The 18,158-nt window shown below is 44.8% G+C and carries 18 protein-coding genes; 5 read left to right on the top strand and 13 right to left on the bottom strand.

Annotation, left to right across the window (positions count from 1 at the left end; genetic code table 11):
• Positions 1–112 precede the first annotated feature (112 nt).
• Positions 113–931 (bottom strand): OmpA family protein, encoded by an 819-nt coding sequence (locus tag JHD44_RS12335; protein ID WP_199463047.1) that lies wholly within the window; start codon positions 929–931, stop codon positions 113–115.
• Positions 932–1,113: 182 nt separating this feature from the next.
• Complete coding sequence (locus JHD44_RS12330) at positions 1,114–1,659, bottom strand: helix-turn-helix transcriptional regulator (RefSeq protein WP_199463046.1); 546 nt, start codon at positions 1,657–1,659, stop codon at positions 1,114–1,116.
• A gap of 187 nt (positions 1,660–1,846) precedes the next feature.
• Here JHD44_RS12330 and JHD44_RS12325 point away from each other — a divergent pair, with 187 nt between their 5' ends.
• Positions 1,847–2,875, top strand: coding sequence for a hypothetical protein (locus JHD44_RS12325; RefSeq protein WP_199463045.1), 1,029 nt, complete (start codon positions 1,847–1,849; stop codon positions 2,873–2,875).
• Between the two features lie 109 nt (positions 2,876–2,984).
• Here JHD44_RS12325 and glmS read toward each other — a convergent pair whose 3' ends face one another.
• Both glmS and glmU read right to left on the bottom strand, forming a co-directional pair.
• Positions 2,985–4,814 (bottom strand): glutamine--fructose-6-phosphate transaminase (isomerizing), encoded by a 1,830-nt coding sequence (gene glmS / locus JHD44_RS12320; protein WP_199463044.1) that lies wholly within the window; start codon positions 4,812–4,814, stop codon positions 2,985–2,987.
• Between the two features lie 138 nt (positions 4,815–4,952).
• A complete protein-coding gene (glmU, locus tag JHD44_RS12315; protein WP_199463043.1) occupies positions 4,953–6,314 on the bottom strand; it encodes a bifunctional UDP-N-acetylglucosamine diphosphorylase/glucosamine-1-phosphate N-acetyltransferase GlmU in 1,362 nt (453 codons plus the stop codon).
• 208 nt (positions 6,315–6,522) lie between these two features.
• On the opposite strand from glmU, the gene JHD44_RS12310 reads away from it, so the two are divergent.
• Positions 6,523–7,947 carry an MBL fold metallo-hydrolase RNA specificity domain-containing protein gene (locus JHD44_RS12310; RefSeq protein WP_199463042.1) on the top strand — a complete coding sequence of 475 codons (1,425 nt, stop codon included), beginning with the start codon at positions 6,523–6,525 and terminating at the stop codon, positions 7,945–7,947.
• 102 nt (positions 7,948–8,049) lie between these two features.
• Here the strand turns inward: JHD44_RS12310 and JHD44_RS12305 are convergent, their stop codons facing one another.
• A complete protein-coding gene (locus JHD44_RS12305; protein WP_199463041.1) occupies positions 8,050–8,643 on the bottom strand; it encodes an FMN-dependent NADH-azoreductase in 594 nt (197 codons plus the stop codon).
• 165 nt (positions 8,644–8,808) lie between these two features.
• Here JHD44_RS12305 and JHD44_RS12300 point away from each other — a divergent pair, with 165 nt between their 5' ends.
• Positions 8,809–9,708 carry a LysR family transcriptional regulator gene (locus JHD44_RS12300; protein ID WP_199463040.1) on the top strand — a complete coding sequence of 300 codons (900 nt, stop codon included), beginning with the start codon at positions 8,809–8,811 and terminating at the stop codon, positions 9,706–9,708.
• Between the two features lie 90 nt (positions 9,709–9,798).
• Here the strand turns inward: JHD44_RS12300 and JHD44_RS12295 are convergent, their stop codons facing one another.
• Positions 9,799–11,958: a helix-hairpin-helix domain-containing protein gene (locus JHD44_RS12295; RefSeq protein ID WP_199463039.1), complete on the bottom strand. Its 2,160-nt coding sequence runs from the start codon at positions 11,956–11,958 to the stop codon at positions 9,799–9,801.
• A gap of 222 nt (positions 11,959–12,180) precedes the next feature.
• On the opposite strand from JHD44_RS12295, the gene JHD44_RS12290 reads away from it, so the two are divergent.
• Positions 12,181–12,579: an H-NS family nucleoid-associated regulatory protein gene (locus JHD44_RS12290; RefSeq protein WP_199463038.1), complete on the top strand. Its 399-nt coding sequence runs from the start codon at positions 12,181–12,183 to the stop codon at positions 12,577–12,579.
• A gap of 90 nt (positions 12,580–12,669) precedes the next feature.
• Here the strand turns inward: JHD44_RS12290 and trmB are convergent, their stop codons facing one another.
• From trmB to JHD44_RS12265, 5 genes are all read right to left on the bottom strand, one after another.
• Positions 12,670–13,380, bottom strand: a complete 711-nt coding sequence (gene trmB, locus JHD44_RS12285) for a tRNA (guanosine(46)-N7)-methyltransferase TrmB (RefSeq protein ID WP_133562084.1) — start codon at positions 13,378–13,380, stop codon at positions 12,670–12,672.
• A gap of 65 nt (positions 13,381–13,445) precedes the next feature.
• Positions 13,446–13,844, bottom strand: coding sequence for a DUF423 domain-containing protein (locus JHD44_RS12280; RefSeq protein ID WP_199463037.1), 399 nt, complete (start codon positions 13,842–13,844; stop codon positions 13,446–13,448).
• Positions 13,845–13,868: 24 nt separating this feature from the next.
• On the bottom strand, positions 13,869–14,870 hold the full coding sequence (locus tag JHD44_RS12275; protein ID WP_233402083.1) for a WD40 repeat domain-containing protein: 1,002 nt from the start codon (positions 14,868–14,870) through the stop codon (positions 13,869–13,871).
• Entirely contained in the window at positions 14,830–15,300 is a 471-nt protein-coding gene (rsd, locus tag JHD44_RS12270; RefSeq protein WP_199463036.1) for a sigma D regulator, read from the bottom strand. Before rsd ends, JHD44_RS12275 begins: the two co-directional genes overlap by 41 nt.
• Before the next feature lie 202 nt (positions 15,301–15,502).
• On the bottom strand, positions 15,503–15,991 hold the full coding sequence (locus JHD44_RS12265) for a disulfide bond formation protein B (protein WP_199463035.1): 489 nt from the start codon (positions 15,989–15,991) through the stop codon (positions 15,503–15,505).
• A gap of 145 nt (positions 15,992–16,136) precedes the next feature.
• Between JHD44_RS12265 and JHD44_RS12260 the strand changes: the two genes are divergently transcribed.
• Positions 16,137–16,562, top strand: a complete 426-nt coding sequence (locus JHD44_RS12260; protein WP_199463034.1) for a flagellar basal body-associated FliL family protein — start codon at positions 16,137–16,139, stop codon at positions 16,560–16,562.
• Between the two features lie 76 nt (positions 16,563–16,638).
• On the opposite strand, the gene JHD44_RS12255 is transcribed toward JHD44_RS12260, so the two are convergent.
• A complete protein-coding gene (locus tag JHD44_RS12255) occupies positions 16,639–16,923 on the bottom strand; it encodes an oxidative damage protection protein (protein WP_199463033.1) in 285 nt (94 codons plus the stop codon).
• 73 nt (positions 16,924–16,996) lie between these two features.
• Positions 16,997–18,151 (bottom strand): chromate efflux transporter, encoded by a 1,155-nt coding sequence (gene chrA / locus JHD44_RS12250; protein WP_199463032.1) that lies wholly within the window; start codon positions 18,149–18,151, stop codon positions 16,997–16,999.
• Positions 18,152–18,158: the final 7 nt, after the last annotated feature.

The raw sequence follows: 18,158 nt of genomic DNA, 5'->3' as shown, positions 1-18,158 counted from the left end.
TGACAATTTCCTACTAATCGAACTGTAGCGTCCCAAGACATAAATATTTGTTAAGTCGTATACTTTAGACTTAAACCACTGGGCGGTATTATCGCCATCCAATCTTAATAACTCAAGAAGCCGTTGATGCTTCGTAGATTTCAATCTCCACTCTACGGTTTGGAGCAAGGCACTCAATTAATGCCTTATCTTCTCTTTCACTGGCACATTCAACAATCGGGGCACTTTCCCCTAAACCTTTTATTAACACTTGTGATTGAGGTAAACCTTTTGCCAAAAAGCGCTTACCCACTTCTCTTGCTCGCCATTTTGAAAGTCTTAAATTCGCTTCAGGTGAACCGATACTGTCTGTGTACCCTGTAATTGTTACCACAGGTGATTGGTAACGAGATAAGATTTTTTCAACAAAGGCATCCAGTGAGCGAACTCCTTGCTGACTTAATTGATACTGATTAAAACTAAACAATACATCACTGAGTAAAGAAAAGGTTTCCACTCTTTGCTCTTGATCAGCCTTTAATCCAGAGTTGATATTTTGTCGATAAAGCAAATCACAAACGCTCTTTCGCCAGTCAGCGGATCGTAGGACATCTTTTTCATCAAATTCGAGTCGGTATTGGCACCCCATAAAAGCATCCGAGGACGTTGGCACACTAATATTGTAGTCCCATCGGGTACCATCCAAAATATGCTCTACACTGTAAGGCGTACCTAATAAAGCATCGATATCCGTTTTAGAGTCACCCACACGGATACTCGATAAATACATTGCTAATTCCTGTCCTTCAGATGAATCGAGCAACTGTTGATCAAACTGGGTAACAGAAGTAATGGCATCATCATGATTCACTTCATGAGTATCAGACCAAGCAAATGATAGAGAAAAGCTCGCCAATACCGCAAAGGAGCACATCCTCAATTTATGAAACATCCATCCTCTCTTCATGTGCTAGTGCATTACTCAAAGTTACAAAATTAGTTTTTACCAAAAGCTGACGCAAAAAGTAAGAGTGATTCTATTTTATATTCATTAAATTAGGGCTTAAATCATGGCTTTAACCAACGCTTTCTTAGTCAAATTAGGCCCTAACAAGGAAGGTAAGCATCTCTCTATTAACTAGATTTTGTATCTTTTGAATGGGCCAACTGATCTATATCAAGCACTTCATGAAGCAAGACTGACATCAATTCAACGCGTGATTTAACGTCTAATTTTCGGAAAATCGAAGTCGTCTGAGCTTTAACAGTTCCTACGGTAGTGCCTCTGATTTCCCCTATTTCTGCTGGCGACAGGCCTTTGAGTATAAAAAGAGTTACTTCTTGCTCTGCATTCGTAAGTTTCACTGCTGAAAACTTCTCATAGAGTAGTGCATCTGCGCCTCTCTGATATACCGACACCGTAGTTTCGGCCTTCGTCGCTCTCACCTCTAAAGATCTTTTGTGTTGGTAAGCCGAGCGTAAAGCCGATATCAGCGCAATAAAAGCCAATATTTCAAACGTAAGATGGGCAATTTGGCTTCCTTTATAAGGCAAATTATCAAAAGCATGCGTCCAGAAATCAAAAACTATATCGAAACCAAAGAATAGAATGCTGACACCTAGTAAGCACATATAAATACTCAGCTTCTCACGAAAGAACAAGTAAGCTTTATTTATCATGCAGTTAACCTCATATTACTTTAGTCATATGACCATATATTACCGTCTTAAAACGCTCTCTTACTCTACTAGTCCTATGTCCACAAGAACATGACATTACATAGACTTGAAAACATGAAGAGGTTATCCAACCCTATCACTAGGCGACCTCAGACCGACAATAAAATTAAAAGAGAGGATTGCACTCATGTCTAGTAACGATTTATTTAGATTCTCTATAGAAGGCTCTTTAGTGGTTGCTATCGAGGAATTTGACGATGGCCGCTGGAAGAATGAGGGGATCGACTCTGATGAAACATATTCAATTAATGGCAATACCATCGTAAAAACTGAATTCGAAGATGGAAGGCAGGAGATCACAACTTACAGCGATTTAGACGCAGACGGTATCTATACAGAGTCTTCTAAGTATTACTTAGATTCTACAGAGCAAATCTTTGCAGAAGATGATGACGAGTCAGAGGAAAATCACTTAGTCTCAAGCGAATACAATGATTCTGATGAAAGCAGAGATGACCTTGATAACGCAGGATACACCACAAAAAGCAATCTAGAATCTAACGACAGCGACGACAGTATCATTATTGAAGCCCTAAGCAACGAATACCAAAACAATAAAGATGGATATCATATTCTTTTTGACGATGCAGGTAATTTCGTAAGCTTGTTTGAATACAATCACTTTGGCGAACTTGAAGACGAGACAGAAGCCGATTCAAAATATACTTTTGTTGATGGAGTACTGTATGAGACCGAACTCAAAAGTCATGGCGTGGAAATCAGTCTCTATGCCGATTTAGACAGTGACGGCGTCTACACAAAAGTCTCAAGCGAATACAAGGCCAGCTCCGACACCAGCTTATCAGATTTCGGGTATGCAGATGCGCTTAGCATTTATGGATCCGATGAGGATGATTGGATCCTTTTATCCAACGCTGTAAAAAGCAAAGGAGGAGCGGGAAGCGATTCGTTTGTCATGCGTGACTTATCTAATGCTACCATCAATGATTTCAATGCTATTGAGGGTGATCAGATTGTATTTGACACTGGGTATGGCCTGGAAAGCATCGAAGAACTGGCTCAGTTTATCTCTGATATTTCGTACAATGCCAACACGCAAACACTTTCAATTGACTTCAATGGCCTTGCTTCCATAGAAATCATAGGTATCGCAGATCATGAAATATCTTGGGATATAGTCAATGTTTTGAGCTAATCCTTACTAGCCACTCTCCTAAAATAGATACGTTCTGACTACTGTTGCCATATCAGCATTACAGTAGTCAGAACTTACTGGTTTTAATCACAAGCAACCAGCAAAGAACTTACTCTACGGTCACACTCTTCGCTAAATTGCGCGGCTGATCCACATCGGTCCCTTTTACGACCGCCACATGATACGACAATAGCTGCAAAGGAATCGTATGTACGATCGGTTCAAGAACCTCTTCTACCCATGGCACTTCGTTGTAATAAATGCCTTCGGCTTCTTCAAAGCCAGTTTCTTTGGCGCCAAAGACATACAATTCACCACCGCGGGCGCGTACTTCTTGAAGGTTAGATTTTAACTTATCCAACATCTGGTTATTCGGAGCGACTGTGATGATTGGCATGGTTTCATCTACCAACGCCAATGGACCGTGCTTTAGCTCTCCTGCTGGGTAGGCTTCAGCGTGGATATAGCTGATCTCTTTCAGCTTCAGCGCACCTTCTAGAGCAATAGGAAACATGGGGCCACGGCCTAGGAATAAAGCATTGTGCTTGTTTGCAAACTGCTCCGAGACCAGCTTAATCGCTTCGTCTTGTTTGATTGCTGCATCCACATATGCCGGCAGTGAGCGTAATGCCGTGACCAACCCTGCTTGTTTTTTCTCGTTTAACTCTCCCTTTTCTGAAGCAATCGCAATCGAAGTAATCAATAACGCCGTTAGCTGGGTAGTAAAAGCCTTCGTTGATGCCACACCAATCTCAGCTCCAGCATTGGTCAACAATGTAAGATCCGACTCACGTACTAATGTCGAAGACGGTACATTACAGATTGCCAGCGTCGTTAGGTAGTTCAACTCTTTTGCCATACGCAGCGCGGCAAGGGTATCTGCCGTTTCACCCGACTGAGAAAGCGTTAGGAAGAGTGTGTTTTTGGGTACCGCCACTTTGCGATAGCGATACTCACTGGCTACTTCCACCGTACAAGGAATGTTCGCTAACTCTTCAATCCAGTATTTTGCCACCATGCCTGCATGATAGCTGGTACCACACGCCACGATATGAATATTATCAATGTCTTTAAGAAAGGCTGAATCCGCACCAAAGCAACTCGTCAGCACTTTTGTTTCACTGATACGGCCCTCTAGACAAGCAGCGATCACTTTTGGCTGTTCGTATATTTCTTTAAGCATGTAGTGACGGAACTCGCCTTTGTCAGTCGCATCTACGTTATGGTTAAAAACGCTGATGGGGCGCTCTTGCACTTGATCGTTGGCATCATAGATGGTCACACCCTCACGGGTTAACTCTACGACATCCCCTTCTTCTAAGAAGATAAACTGGTCGGTTACATGCAGTAAGGCTAACTGGTCTGAAGCAACAAAATTCTCTTCAATACCCACACCAACCACTAATGGGCTACCTTTACGCGCAGCAATTAGACGCTCATTTTCGTCGTTTAGCGTCACTGCGATTGCAAAGGCTCCGTGTAGGCGTTTCAACGCACTTTTTACTGCCTTAAGAAAATCAGGCTCTGTTTTCAAAGCATGGTGAATCAAGTGAACGATCACCTCGGTATCGGTTTGCGAGCGGAACTCGTAGCCAAATTCAATCAGTTCACGACGCAATACTTCATGGTTTTCAATGATACCATTGTGAACAAGCGCTAAGTCTTCTCCAGAAAAATGTGGGTGAGCGTTTACTTCTGTTGGTTTACCATGAGTCGCCCAACGAGTGTGGGCAATACCAAGCTTTCCGTCTAACGGCATGGCTTCGAACTTATCTTTCAGTGCTTGAACCTTACCTACGGCACGATGTGCACGCACGCCAGTTTCGTTATTGATCGCCACACCAGACGAGTCGTAACCACGGTATTCAAGACGTGAAAGGCCTTCTAAAAGGATTTTCGCTACATTACGTTGAGCGATTGCACCGACGATTCCACACATATGTCATGTCCTTTAATATTTTCAGTAGAAGTTCATAGGCCGGAATGTGTCATCGGCTCTTCGTTCGCTCGGGAAGCGAGCTCCTACATTTTTTTCGTTTCTTGTTCGTTAAGAGACCGTGCTCCTACAAAAGAGCGCTTACAGTTTTGTAGGGCGAGACCAACCGTTTTTGTTGATTTGTTTTGCTCTACCAAAGGCGAGCTGGTTTTCAGCCACGGTTTTGGTAATGGTCGAACCGGCTGCTATGGTTGCGCCCGCCTGAATTTCCACTGGCGCCACCAGAGCGGAGTTAGAGCCGACAAATACGCCGTCCCCGATAATGGTTTGGAATTTGTTCACACCATCGTAATTACAGGTAATGGTGCCCGCGCCCACATTGACGCCTGCGCCCATTTGCGTGTCGCCGACGTAGCTTAAGTGGTTCACTTTACTGCCTTCACCAATGTGCGCTTTTTTGGTCTCGACAAAGTTGCCGATCTTTGCCTTGTTAGCCAGTACCGTACCTGGACGCAGACGAGCAAACGGCCCCAAGTCACAGCTTGTACCCACTTGGCTGTCTTCAATCATGGTATTGGCTTTGATAATCGTGTTATCGGCCACAGCACAGTTTTTCAACACACAATTTGGACCGATTTCAACGTTTTCACCGAGTGTTACCTTGCCTTCAAACACGCAGTTCACATCGATCACACAATCTTGGCCAGTAATCAACTCACCACGTATATCAATGCGGCTTGGGTCCATAAGGGTGGCACCGTTACGCATCAATGATTCTGCTTGTTGCTGTTGCCAAACGCGCTCTAGCGCCGCCAATTGCACGCGATCGTTAACGCCGCTTACTTCCCATTCCTGCTCAGGATGTACCGTTACAATTTCGACACCCTGCTCGGCTGCCATAGCAATGATGTCCGTTAGGTAGTATTCCCCTTGGGCATTATTATTCGTTAGTGCGTCTAACCACCCCTTAAGCTTACTGTTAGGCGCAAGCAGAATACCGGTATTCACTTCGTTGATCAGCCGCTGCTCTGTATTAGCGTCTTTTTGCTCGACAATAGCGATTACCGCACCTTGATCATTACGTACAATTCGACCGTAACCAAATGGGTTATCTAATTTAATGGTCAGTAATACTAAAGTGTTGTCATTAGAGAGGGACAACATACGTTCCAGAGTGGAGCGTTGAATGAGTGGCACATCCCCGTATAGCGTTAGAGTACTTCCGCTATCACTCAAAGAAGGCGCTGCTCGTCGCAATGCATCTCCCGTTCCTTGCGGGTTATTTTGCCAAACGATATTGGCAGAAAAATCCTGACAAGCCTGCTCTACTTGTTCACCTTGGTGACCGACAACTAAATGTAACTGAGCATTCTTTAAGCCTGATGCTGTTGCCAAAACGCGGCGAACCATTGCGACCCCACCAATTTTATGTAAAACCTTTGAAAAGGCCGACTTCATTCGACTTCCCTTACCAGCGGCAAGGATCACGATGTCCTGTGTCATAGTCTTCTGTCCCAATATGTATGCATGATTCTGATTTATGCGGTATTAGACCTTTTGTTCAGCTTTGTCGCAATTTCTTTTGTCACAAAAAAATTGACAAGTAATACAGATAAATCGACTCTGCATTCTTTGCTATACATCAGATCGCCCCACGAATCGCCTGTGCTAAGGTAACTTTTAGAATCATTCAGTCACATAAGGATATGGTATGTATGAAATCAGACATCATGGCGCCTACAATGGTGTTACTGGGTCTTGTCATGAACTTGTGATCAATACCGAGAACCGTATTTTAGTCGATTGCGGTTTATTTCAAGGCGCTGAAGCCTCTGATCGCGGCGCGTCGTCAGCCCAGTTAGAAATTGAGTTTGATATCCGCAACGTTCGAGCGCTAATCGTGACTCATGTTCATATTGACCATGTGGGACGCATTCCCTATTTATTAGCAGCGGGCTTTAGTGGGCCGATTATTTGCTCTCAACCCAGCGCCAAATTGTTGCCTCTTGTGATCGAGGATGCATTAAAAGTAGGCGTCACTCGCAATCGACAGATTATCGATGCTTGCCTAGAGCGGCTTGCAGCGCAAATTGTTCCTTTGGATTATCAAGTGTGGTTTGAACTGCCGCTTTCAACCCCTTCACATCGATGCCATGTCAAACTGTCTCCCGCTGGACATATCTTAGGCTCAGCTTACGCGACCTTTCGTTTAGAGCCGGAACAAACAGGTAAAAGCTGGGACGTGGTCTTTTCTGGTGATTTAGGCGCTCCGTATGCGCCTCTGCTCACCGCGCCTAAGTCACCTTATAAAGCGGACCAACTAGTACTGGAAAGCACTTATGGAGACAAAAACCACGAAGACCGCCATCATCGTCGCCAACGGCTGCAAGCTTCTATGGAAAAGGCCTTAGCAGACGGTGGCGTGGTATTGATCCCCGCATTTTCTATCGGGCGAACCCAAGAGCTACTCTATGAAATAGAAAGCATCATTCACGATCATGCCGAGCAAACGGTGAGCCATACCGCAACCCAGCAAACATTAGCTTGGCAAGATGTCGATATCATCATTGACTCCCCTTTAGCGAGCCAATTTACGGAAGTCTATAGGGACCTAAAACCTTATTGGGACAAGGAAGCCATTGAACGAGTTGAGAGTGGGCGCCATCCATTAAGCTTTGAGCAACTGACCACTATCGACAGCCACGCATTGCATGAACAAACCGTAGCTTATTTAACGAAACAGAAGCGTCCTGCTGTCGTAATCGCCGCATCAGGGATGTGTGCCGGTGGGCGGATCGTCAATTACTTGAAAGCCTTGTTAGGGGATCAGCGCAATGACGTGATTTTCGTTGGTTATCAGGCTCAGGGGACGCCAGGGCGTGAGATCTTGACCTATCACCACAAGGACAATGGCTACGTAATACTGGATGGTGAACGCTATCCGATTCGCGCAAAGATTTGGCAAATCGGTGGCTACTCCGCCCATGCAGGTCAAACGGACTTAGTGCATTTCGTGTCACGCATGCGTTACCCACCAAGTAAAATCCACCTCGTTCATGGGGAGTATGAGGCAAAGCAAGCCTTAGCGCAGGCCCTGCAAACACAGTGCCCAGAGGTTAGTGAGATTATCCGCTGAGGTAGGACCGCGGTTTCCGCGGGATTTGGTTTGGGATTGCGATGCTGTTCCCTCGCGCAGCGAGGTCCTACTTAACCGCAACCCCAAACATGGATATTAAACTTATACCGCTGCTGCAATTTTTTCTTTCGCATCCGTGAAGGCTTTCTCACCGTCAGGGCCCATTGCTTGTCCACCGGCAACAAATGAGTCTTTCACTGTTAAACCAATAAAGTTAAGGAACGTCTTAACATAAGGTAGTTGATGATCGTACGGCGTATTTTCTAAGAAGCTACCGCTTGCAGAGAATACGTATGCGTCTTTATTTACTAAACCAACTGGACCAGTTTCTGTATATTTAAATGTACGGCCAGCACGTGCCACGTAGTCAAAGTACGATTTCAGTGTTGATGGAATACTGAAGTTGTAGATTGGCGCACTGATAGCAACCACATCTGCGGCTTCTAACTCCTCGATCAATTCATCACCGATTGCAACAATGGCTTGTTGCTCAGCAGTTCGATCTTCTTCTTGAGTAAACAGAGCACCTAATGTTTCGCTGGTAAAGTGTGGTAGCGGATTAGCATTTACATCGCGCGTTACCACCTTACCCTCAGGATTTTTTGCTACCCATTGAGCAACAAAAGCATCAGCCAGTTGACGTGACTTTGAGTTGTCGCCTGATGCACTAGAATCAATACGTAATAATGTAGCCATGATTTTGCTCCTAATATTTTAATGAAGGCTCGCTTCAAATTTGTTCAATAGAGCCATATTAAAACCAGATTTTTCGATAAAAAAGCGTAACTTTTCGACGATAACAATCGAATTTTGTGATGATTCACGCCATAATTGATTTATCTCCCCCAAGGATTAAGGTTTATGAAAGCTCCAAGAGTGACACTCGAACAGTGGCGAGTATTGCAAGCTGTGGTCGACAAAGGTGGATTTGCTCAAGCAGCGGAAGCACTGCATAAGAGCCAGTCCTCTATTAGCTACACCGTCGCAAAGCTACAAGAACAATTAGGCTACCCTCTTTTGACGATCGAAGGTCGCAAGGCAAGGTTAACTGAAAGAGGTGAAGTGCTGCTTAGACGCTCAAGACACCTTTTACAAGAAGCCGTCGACCTCGAAGAACTAGCGCATACACTTGGACAAGGATGGGAGCCTGAAATTGAACTTGTTGTTGATGAAGCCTTCCCAACTCCCGCCCTGTTGAGAGCACTAAAAGCTTTCGAACCCCAGAGTCAGGGCACACAAGTGCAACTTCGTGAAGAAGTTTTGAGCGGTACGGTTGAAATGTTGGCAGAAGGTTCACCTGACTTGGTGCTTAGTGGCATTGTGCCTAAGGGGTATTTAGCAGATCCCATTGTGGACGTTGAAATGATTGCTGTTGCAGCGACCAGCCATAGCTTATGTCTTGAACAAGCTCCGATTAGCAACGAGCGCCTGAAGCAGGAGCTACAAGTGGTTATTCGAGACTCAGGCAGTAACTCAAGAGATGAAGGTTGGTTAGGAGCAGATCGACGCTGGACGGTTTCCAGCGTTCAATCGGCCTTAGAAGTCGTTGCGTCCGGCATTGGTTTCGCTTGGCTTCCCAAAGCTGACCTGATGCAAGATTTAGAGAATGGTCGACTAACACGACTGGAGCTGGAGTCGGGCGGAGAAAGAAGCTTTCATATGTACGCCATCTTTGGCAAAGGCGAACGCACTGGGCCTGCAACACGCTTGTTTGTTGAGCTATTACAACAATCCTGCGCACAATGCAGCGCCCATAAATAACCAAAATTTTAGGACCGCAGTTTCCGCGGGATTTGGTTTGGGAATGCAGGCGGCTCCGTCGCGCTGCGGGCCCCCAACAAAAGTGTTACGCTAGGAAAGTCGTTTTAAGCCGATACGTTTTCGCTTGGCATCTACTTCTAATACTTTCACTTTCACTACTTCCCCAACACGGACTTCATCACGAGGGTCTTTCACAAAGCGATCGGCCAGCTGTGAAATATGGATTAAACCATCTTGATGTACGCCGATGTCGACGAAGGCACCAAATGCTGCCACATTTGTAACAACCCCTTCTAAAATCATGTCTTCGTCAAGATCTTCGATCTTTTCCACCGTGTCATCAAAACGAGCATATTTGAATTCTGGACGAGGATCTCGGCCAGGTTTGGCAAGCTCTTGAATAATATCTTGCACGGTATAGCTTTGATGAGCTTCAACTGCGGCTGTTTTTAACAACCCTTGGGCCGATGGGTTGCCAATTAGGTTAGACAATTCTAGCTTCACTGACCGGGCTAGCTCTTTGACTAGTGCGTAGGATTCAGGGTGCACGGCAGAAGCATCTAAAGGCTCGTCACCATTGCGAATTCTTAGAAAGCCAGCACATTGCTCAAATGCTTTATCACCAATTCCTTTAACCTGTTTAAGCTGGTTTCGGTTTTTAAAGCCCCCTAGCTGGTCTCGCAGAGTCACGATATGTTGCGCTAAACGTTCCGATAATCCTGAAACGTACGTTAGCAATGCAACAGAAGCTAAATTGACATCAACCCCCACGGCGTTCACACAGTCTTCCACCACAGATTTTAATGCATCACTTAATCGATTAGATTTCAGGTCATGCTGATATTGACCCACACCAATCGCTTGAGGGTCAATTTTCACCAGTTCCGCCAGAGGATCTTGAAAACGACGAGCAATCGAAATGGCCCCTCGAATCGTTACATCCAAATCTGGGAATTCTTGAATGGCGATAGGTGAGGCCGAATAGACTGACGCCCCCGCTTCAGAGACAATTACAGAACGACATGCAAGCTGATCGTCAAATATTAGCTTTTTTATAAACACTTCTGTTTCTCTAGAAGCAGTACCATTACCTATAACTGCCCATTCGATTTTATGCCGCTTTATAACCTTGACTAAAACAGAGGCTGCCTCTGCGTTCTTGTTTAATGGTGCATGTGGATAAACAACACCGTAATCAAGCAATTGCCCATATTCATCTATAGCCGCCCACTTAACCCCATTTTTAAAACCTGGATCTAAACCAATGGTTCGTTTCGCACCAGCCGGAGCGGCCATTAATAAGTCTTTTAAATTTGCTTGAAAAACATCAATAGCACCCTCTTCGGCAAATTCTTTAAGCTCATTAAGCAAGTCACTTTCTACTTTGGCTAGAATTTTTTCTTGCCATGCTTTGACTAACCAATTTTGTTTTTCTTTACTAGGCGTCCTTTCTTTTAATGCTGGAAAACCAAATGGGGTTAAATAGTCATTGCCATTAAGGCTTACAGGGAACTCCCCTTCCAAAACAATGGATAATTTAAGAATGCTTTCTTTCTTACCTCGAAATAATGCTAGTAACCGATGAGGTGGACACTTTTTAATCGGCTCTTGATACTCAAAGTAATCCTGATATTTTTCGCCCTGTTCTTTCTTACCACGCATCACTCTACTAGTAAGCAATCCCCCTCTTCTAAGAAGTTGTTTAGAATGTTGGATTGTGGCAACGTTTTTAGCTAGACGCTCTAAGATAATTTCTCCCGCTCCAGCTATAGCTTCTGGGAGACTCATTGCAGTGTTTAAAGATGCTTGAAAGTTCGCAAACTGTTTTTCAGCTTGTTTTTGTCCCTCCTGCCAAAGGAACACTGCAAAATCCAAAAGCCCGGATTCTTCCGCTAAATCCGCTTTTGTTTTTCGGGATTTTTTGAATGGAGCATAGAGATCTTCCAGTTCACTTTTTGTGGCCGCTTTTCTGAGAGCGTGTAGTAAAGTTATTGGTATATCCCTATTACCTTTTAACTGCTCAATAATACTCTCACGACGTTTCTCCAGCTCTTCTAAATAACGCAAGCGATCATGGAAGCTACGAATCCTCTCATCTGACATGTCGCCGGTTACTTCTTTTCGATACCGCGCGACAAACGGAACGGTTGCCCCCTCTTCAAATAAGGTTATTATGTTTTGAGCTGTTTTAGAGGATATTGAGTACTCTTTAGACAAGGCACTTAAAATAGTATCTATAGAAATCGTCATATTATTTACTTAAAACTTTAAGAGTATTAGCGCAATAAGGATATTTAAATTAAAATACTTGCTCTAGATTGATATGAATAGTTAGTTTAATGCTATTCTTAGATTATATGGGTATGTTGGAGTGAAAGCTTACCTTTTTATGTCACTAAGCAAAACACAGTTTTAGATGGATTTCTGTCTGTGTTCGCGTTCTAAATGCGTTTCAGATTAATAGGGGAAACCATGAGTTTATTAGCAGAGCTAGCAGGAAACAAAGCTAAAGCACGTGCTGCAGCAAAAGAGCTAAATATTGCACAATTAGAAAACCTTATCGAAGGCTTAAACAACGCCCTTGTTAAGATGCAAGAAGATGAGCAAGCACGCCAAGCAGAAGTAGAGGCAAAAGCCCGTCAAGCTGCTCAAATTGCAAAAATGATTGAAGAAAGTGGTCTGACAATTGATGAGATTGCTTCACTAGGCGGTACTCGCTCAAACCCTACAAAGGGCAAAACTGTTAAGCCGAAGTATCGTATTGAGTGGAACGGTGAAACTATCGAGTGGAGCGGTCGAGGCCGAACACCTAAAGCGTTCCAAGCATACTTTGATGCAGGCAACTCTCGCGAGTCAGCAGAGATCAAATAAGCATCGTTACAGATAGCTTATCCTTGCTTTCAACTAAAAACCGACGCACATCGCGTCGGTTTTTTTATGATATGAATTTTTATTCAAATGTTAAGCAAGCTTAGAATAAATCAAATCCCACACGCCGTGACCTAGGCGCTCACCACGCTGTTCGAACTTGGTCAGTGGACGCCATTCAGGACGAGGATGGTAAGTATTTTTACCGGCAACGTTCTCATACTGAGTCTGAGCTTCCATTACTTCTAGCATGTGCTCCGCATACGGTTCCCAATCCGTTGCCATGTGGAAAACACCACCTACTTTCAACACGTTTGCTACTTGCTGTGCAAACAGTGGCTGAACAATGCGACGTTTGTTGTGCTTCTTCTTGTGCCATGGATCAGGGAAGAACAGTTGGAAAGTCGATGCTTGACCTTGTGGTAAGCAATCCGCCATAACTTCGATAGCATCGTGACAGTAGACACGAATGTTTTGAATTCCCGCTTCCGCTGCCAGCATCATTAACTTCGCAACACCGGGTGGGTGAACCTCGATACCAATAAAGTCTTTCTCTGGGGCATTCTTCGCCATTTCAACCAGTGATGCACCCATGCCAAAACCCACTTCAATCACGACATCCGACTCGCGACCAAACACTTCTTGGTAATCAATTCGGCCTTGGTCTGCTTCCAAACCATAGGTCTTCCAGTTTGCATCGTATGCGCGTTGCTGACCTTCGGTCATGCGTCCACCACGGACCACAAAGCTTCGAATGGTTCGCTTTTTGATTTCAGGATTTGTCGGTTGTTGTTCGTCTTGCATGAAATTGCCAATCTCGAGTTCAAATTTAAGGCGCGTATAGTACTAAAATCGAAAAAGAATGTCTGTTAATTCGCCACTTTCTTATTCCAGCTCAGAAACCTTTTTGCCAAAAAAGCCCACCCAGACAAGTACAGCACTCCACCTAATGGAGTGATAGCCCCAAGCCAGCGTACATCAGTCAATGTCATTATCATTAAAGAGCCCGCGAACAACACATTACCCAATGTGAATAAGCGAACCACAAGCAAGCAACGAAGGCCAATCATGGTTAATATTATCGCGGCCAAGCTCGCCAAGCTGTGATACATAAGGTACTGACAAGCTGTTTGCCACCACTCTAATGCGGGTGGTGCCACAATATTTTTCAGCCCATGAGCCCCAAAAGCGCCAGCAGCAACGGATAAAAATGCCTGGAAGGAAGCTGCAGCCCCCCAACGCTGTATCGGTTCTGACAAAGACTTCATTTAGTATCCATTTTAAACATGTGCTTACTGCAATACATTAAGGTAGCCATTACTGCCAATTGCGTAATAAGTACTGCCATTCCCAAACGCCAAGGCCAATACCGCGGCGCCCGTTGGACGAAGAGTATCTTTAAGATGCAAGTCCCAAGAGCGAGTAACTTCTCCGGTTGTCACATTGAGCAAATTGACACGGCGGTTTTGCTGACCGATTAAAAGCGAACGATTTGAACTTGAAAAGACTGCTTGGCTGATCGTTACATTACGAGATTGTAATGCCCCTGTGTCAATATGACTCACTTCAACCCCTGTCACAGATGACCAAATCTTTGCATCACCCAACTGGGCAGCGGCAAACACATAGGCACCATCATCCGACAGCTTAACCGTTGAAATATTGTTATCTAATTGCCAGCGCTGTCGCACTTCACCAGTATTCAAATCCCACAGTATGACCTGATACAGATCATCTCCGGTCAGTGCATAACGACCATCGGGAGTAACATCAACGCTTCTTACAATGGCACCGGTTCTAAGTGTCTGCTTAATACCGCCATTTTTAACGTCAAAAAATCGAGCGGTTTGATCGTCCATGCCGACCAGAGCAAAGTCACCATTTCGAGTCAGTTTTAGAGATCGAATGGAACCAGGGGTATTCCAAAAACCAAGAGATTCACCCGTGACAGCGCTCCAGAGGACCATCGTACGCTCGCCACCAGTGACAGCAAAATTTCCACTTGGATCAATGTCGACACTGATTAAAGGAGTTGCTTGCCCAGCAGTATGATTCCAGTTGTAGAGACGTTGAGAAGGCGCATTTTTCCAGAAACTTCCACCATGCTGGATCGAGCCGACAAGAGAGCTTGAGCCGCTATCACTTAAAGCGGCTGAGTAAAGGCCTTGCACAGCCATTGAACTGGTTTTAACCGGTTCATCAGCTGAACAAGCAATTAGTAGTGTGGTGCTAAAGCCAATCAGAGCAAAGCGATTAAGCGCTATGCTCGCTATGCGCCTCGTGCAGTTCCTCAATGAGCTTATTCTCATAAGTAAAACGTTCATCCATCAATACAGCTAATGCTTGCAGAGCAAACGGCAAATCAACAAGCTGTTTATTGCAATGCTCTTTAGTATCGTATTTGTCATTAAATTCTAGCACGATACTCGTATTGGCGTTGATTTCTGGCATAAGTTTGTGAAGACATTGTAGGGCCGAGTCATCATGGAACTCTTTCGCTTCTAACGCCAACTGCTCATACACCTCAAAGTGTCCAGTTGACACATAGTCAACCAACATTTCACAGAAAACCAATACTTTGGGTGTATCTGTCGGCGTGTATTCACCTATGTTACGCAAGCTCACAAAAGTCTCTACTAACGCTTTTCTATGCTGCAACCAACGATCGATGATTTCATGAACTCCCCCCCATCGTTCCTGCGCAGTTTTGCAACGTTCTAACATAACTTGCCTCCTCACTACGTTCTTATTTTCGTGGTTAGCAAAGTGCTAACAATGACACTACTTCATTCCCTGAGATCATACTTATCTTACCCATTATTGATGTTTTTTAGCATATTCCGATCTCATAGCCCCTGCAAGATCTTCACTGACGTGTTTTGTTAACAACTTTATACCTTGTGTAACCGACATCAAAAAAATGAACTCACTTTTTCAAAGCAATCACTAAATTTACCAGCGCCATACCAACAAAGACGACCAATGTCCAACCAGGGATACTGAGACCTAAGAAAGTCCATACTACATCACCACACTCTCCGGTTCCCATGACCATGGCTTCCAGAATCTCCTGCCAAGGAAACACTTCGAACATATAGCTCAAGCCAGGTAAGCAAGCCGGTAGCTCTTCGGCAGGCAGGTTTTGTAGATAAAGATGACGAATCGCTAAGCCAGCCCCAAACAGAGATAACACGACAATCGGCCAAGCCAGTTTTTTGTGCCAAGTCACACTGTTTCCTATTGCAGAGATCAAAGACACGATACCAATACAAAAAAATGCAATTCGCTGAAACATACAAAGTGGGCAAGGTTCTAGCCCCATTTGATATTCCATGTAAAACGCAACACCTAATAAAGCGAACGCAGCAAATGCTACCAAGCCATGAAAACGACGTGCAGATAAGAACGCAACCATAGTGGAAAGATCCTTTTATTAATACTTAACAGTGACCAGTTCAAAGCTAGACCGTAAAATCGTCAGAAAGTGCCTTGTACTACTGCCATATAAACAAGATGAGGGGTAGTATACTCACTAATGCTGTGAATTCGAGAGAGGAACTATGAAGCACATCACGAAATTAGGACTAAGACCGTTGCTGGCCACACTGGCATGTCTGTTGGCTTTCATGACGCAACCTGCGTTAGCTGAGGACGAAGCGGCCCCCGTGATGCCAAGCTATATTGAGCTAACGCCAGACTTTATTGTCAACTACAACGCTTCAGGGTCACGCTTACATTACATCAAAACTAAGATCAGCCTACGTACGGACAGCACTCGCGAGGGAGTGATCCTTGCGAATATGCCATTAGTTAGAGATGCTCTAGTAATGTTTTTAAGCGCTCGCACAAAAGAACAAGTGACTGGTGCAATTGCTCGAGAAGAAACTCGAGAGCAAGCAAAAGTGGCAGTGAATGAAGCGCTAAAAGAGGAAACGGGCACGGAACCTGTTATGGACGTTTTATTTGCCAGCTTCGTCACGCAATAATATTGTTTGCCCCCCGGCTTCGCGGGGGGACAAGCATTTAATCGCGGGTTCAACCTGCTCAAAGATTCGGCTTTTCTTAAAGTTCTTGGATATCATTCGGGTCAACATAACCCTGTAAACGATCAGTCGGTTCGTTGTTGAAAAATTTATCCATCTGCTCTAGCAAATATTTACGCGTATCCGGTTGCATCAAATTTAAGTGCTTTTCATTGATGATCATGGTTTGCAGAGCTTGCCACTCAAGCCAGGCTTGCTTTGAAACATGCGCTAAGATCTCTTGACCTTTAGCACCTGGAAGCGGCGCACGCTCTAGGCCCTCTAATTCTTTCTGATACTTTTTACAAAATACGATATTCGCCATGCCTCTCTCTCATTCGTTTAATAGCTGATTCTATTACTAGCTTAATGGCGCTAACCTTACAGATTTCAAGCGACTAGAACAATGCGCTAACCACGCCGCCTACAACAAAGACAGTAACCACTTGCCAAATAGCGGGTTGTTTTGCTCGTAGCCATGCGAACGCAAGTAGCACGATGATAGCTTGCCAAATCCCAGTCACACTAGCAGGCAAAATTGGGAAAATTAATGTCGCGGCTAATAGTCCCACAACGGCAGCATTGATCGCGTTCACGGCACCTTGCACCCGTGGATAATACCCTACTCGTTGCCAAAAATGCTGACCTACTAGCATGAGCAATAAGCCCGGTAAGAAAATTGCCAAGGTCGCCAGCACTGCCCATAGCACTAAGCCACCGTCAGGGGCGAGTATCGCACCAATATAAGTTGCCAAGGTAAACATTGGACCTGGAACAGCCTGCGCAGCGGAGTAAGCCGTTAACAAATGAGTGGTTGAGACAAAGTTGGCCAGTTGCTCTGACATCAAGGGCAACACCACATGACCACCACCAAACACAAGACTTCCAGCCTGGAATAGTTGCGCCATAAGCGCTGCAGCGCCGTTACCGTTTATTAATGCTGCCATAACAAACAGAGCAACAAAGAGCCCTAAACTCGCATAAGCAATAGATCGTGACACAGGTGTAGTGAAGGTTTTGGTCGGCGTATCAGCAAGCCAAACAGCGCCCACAGCTCCCGCTATTAATACCAACAGCAAACCACTCAAGCCAAGAGGCCAAAGTAAAACAAACACCATACCAAGCAAAGCGACTAGGCGAGTACGGTAGCTTTGACAAAACGAACGCCCCATGCCCCAAATGGCATCTAAAATCACAACGACTGCCATCAGTTTTAATGCGGCCAATATTCCTTGAAACACCACATCATCGGCAAATTGACTGTCCAGCGCGGCAAATAAGCACATCAAGACAACGGAAGGTAAGGTAAAGCCAACAAATGCCGCCACGGCACCCAAAATACCACCTCGGTGATAGCCCATGGCAAATCCGACTTGGCTGGAACCTGGCCCTGGCATAATCTGACTCAGCGCCACCCACTGAGCGTATTCCGTCTCAGTTGCCCAACCGAGGCGCTCGACAAACTCTTTTCGGAAATAGCCAATATGGGCTGCTGGCCCACCAAAGCTGGTGCAACCAAGCAAAAAGAATTTCCAAAATACGCTGAAAAACATGGTCGCT

Source organism: Marinomonas ostreistagni (assembly GCF_016461785.1).
In the GTDB taxonomy this organism is placed as follows: Bacteria; Pseudomonadota; Gammaproteobacteria; order Pseudomonadales; family Marinomonadaceae; genus Marinomonas; species Marinomonas ostreistagni_A.
The sequence above is the reverse complement of the archived record's forward strand: the minus strand, read 5'-3'. Positions and strand labels throughout refer to the sequence as shown.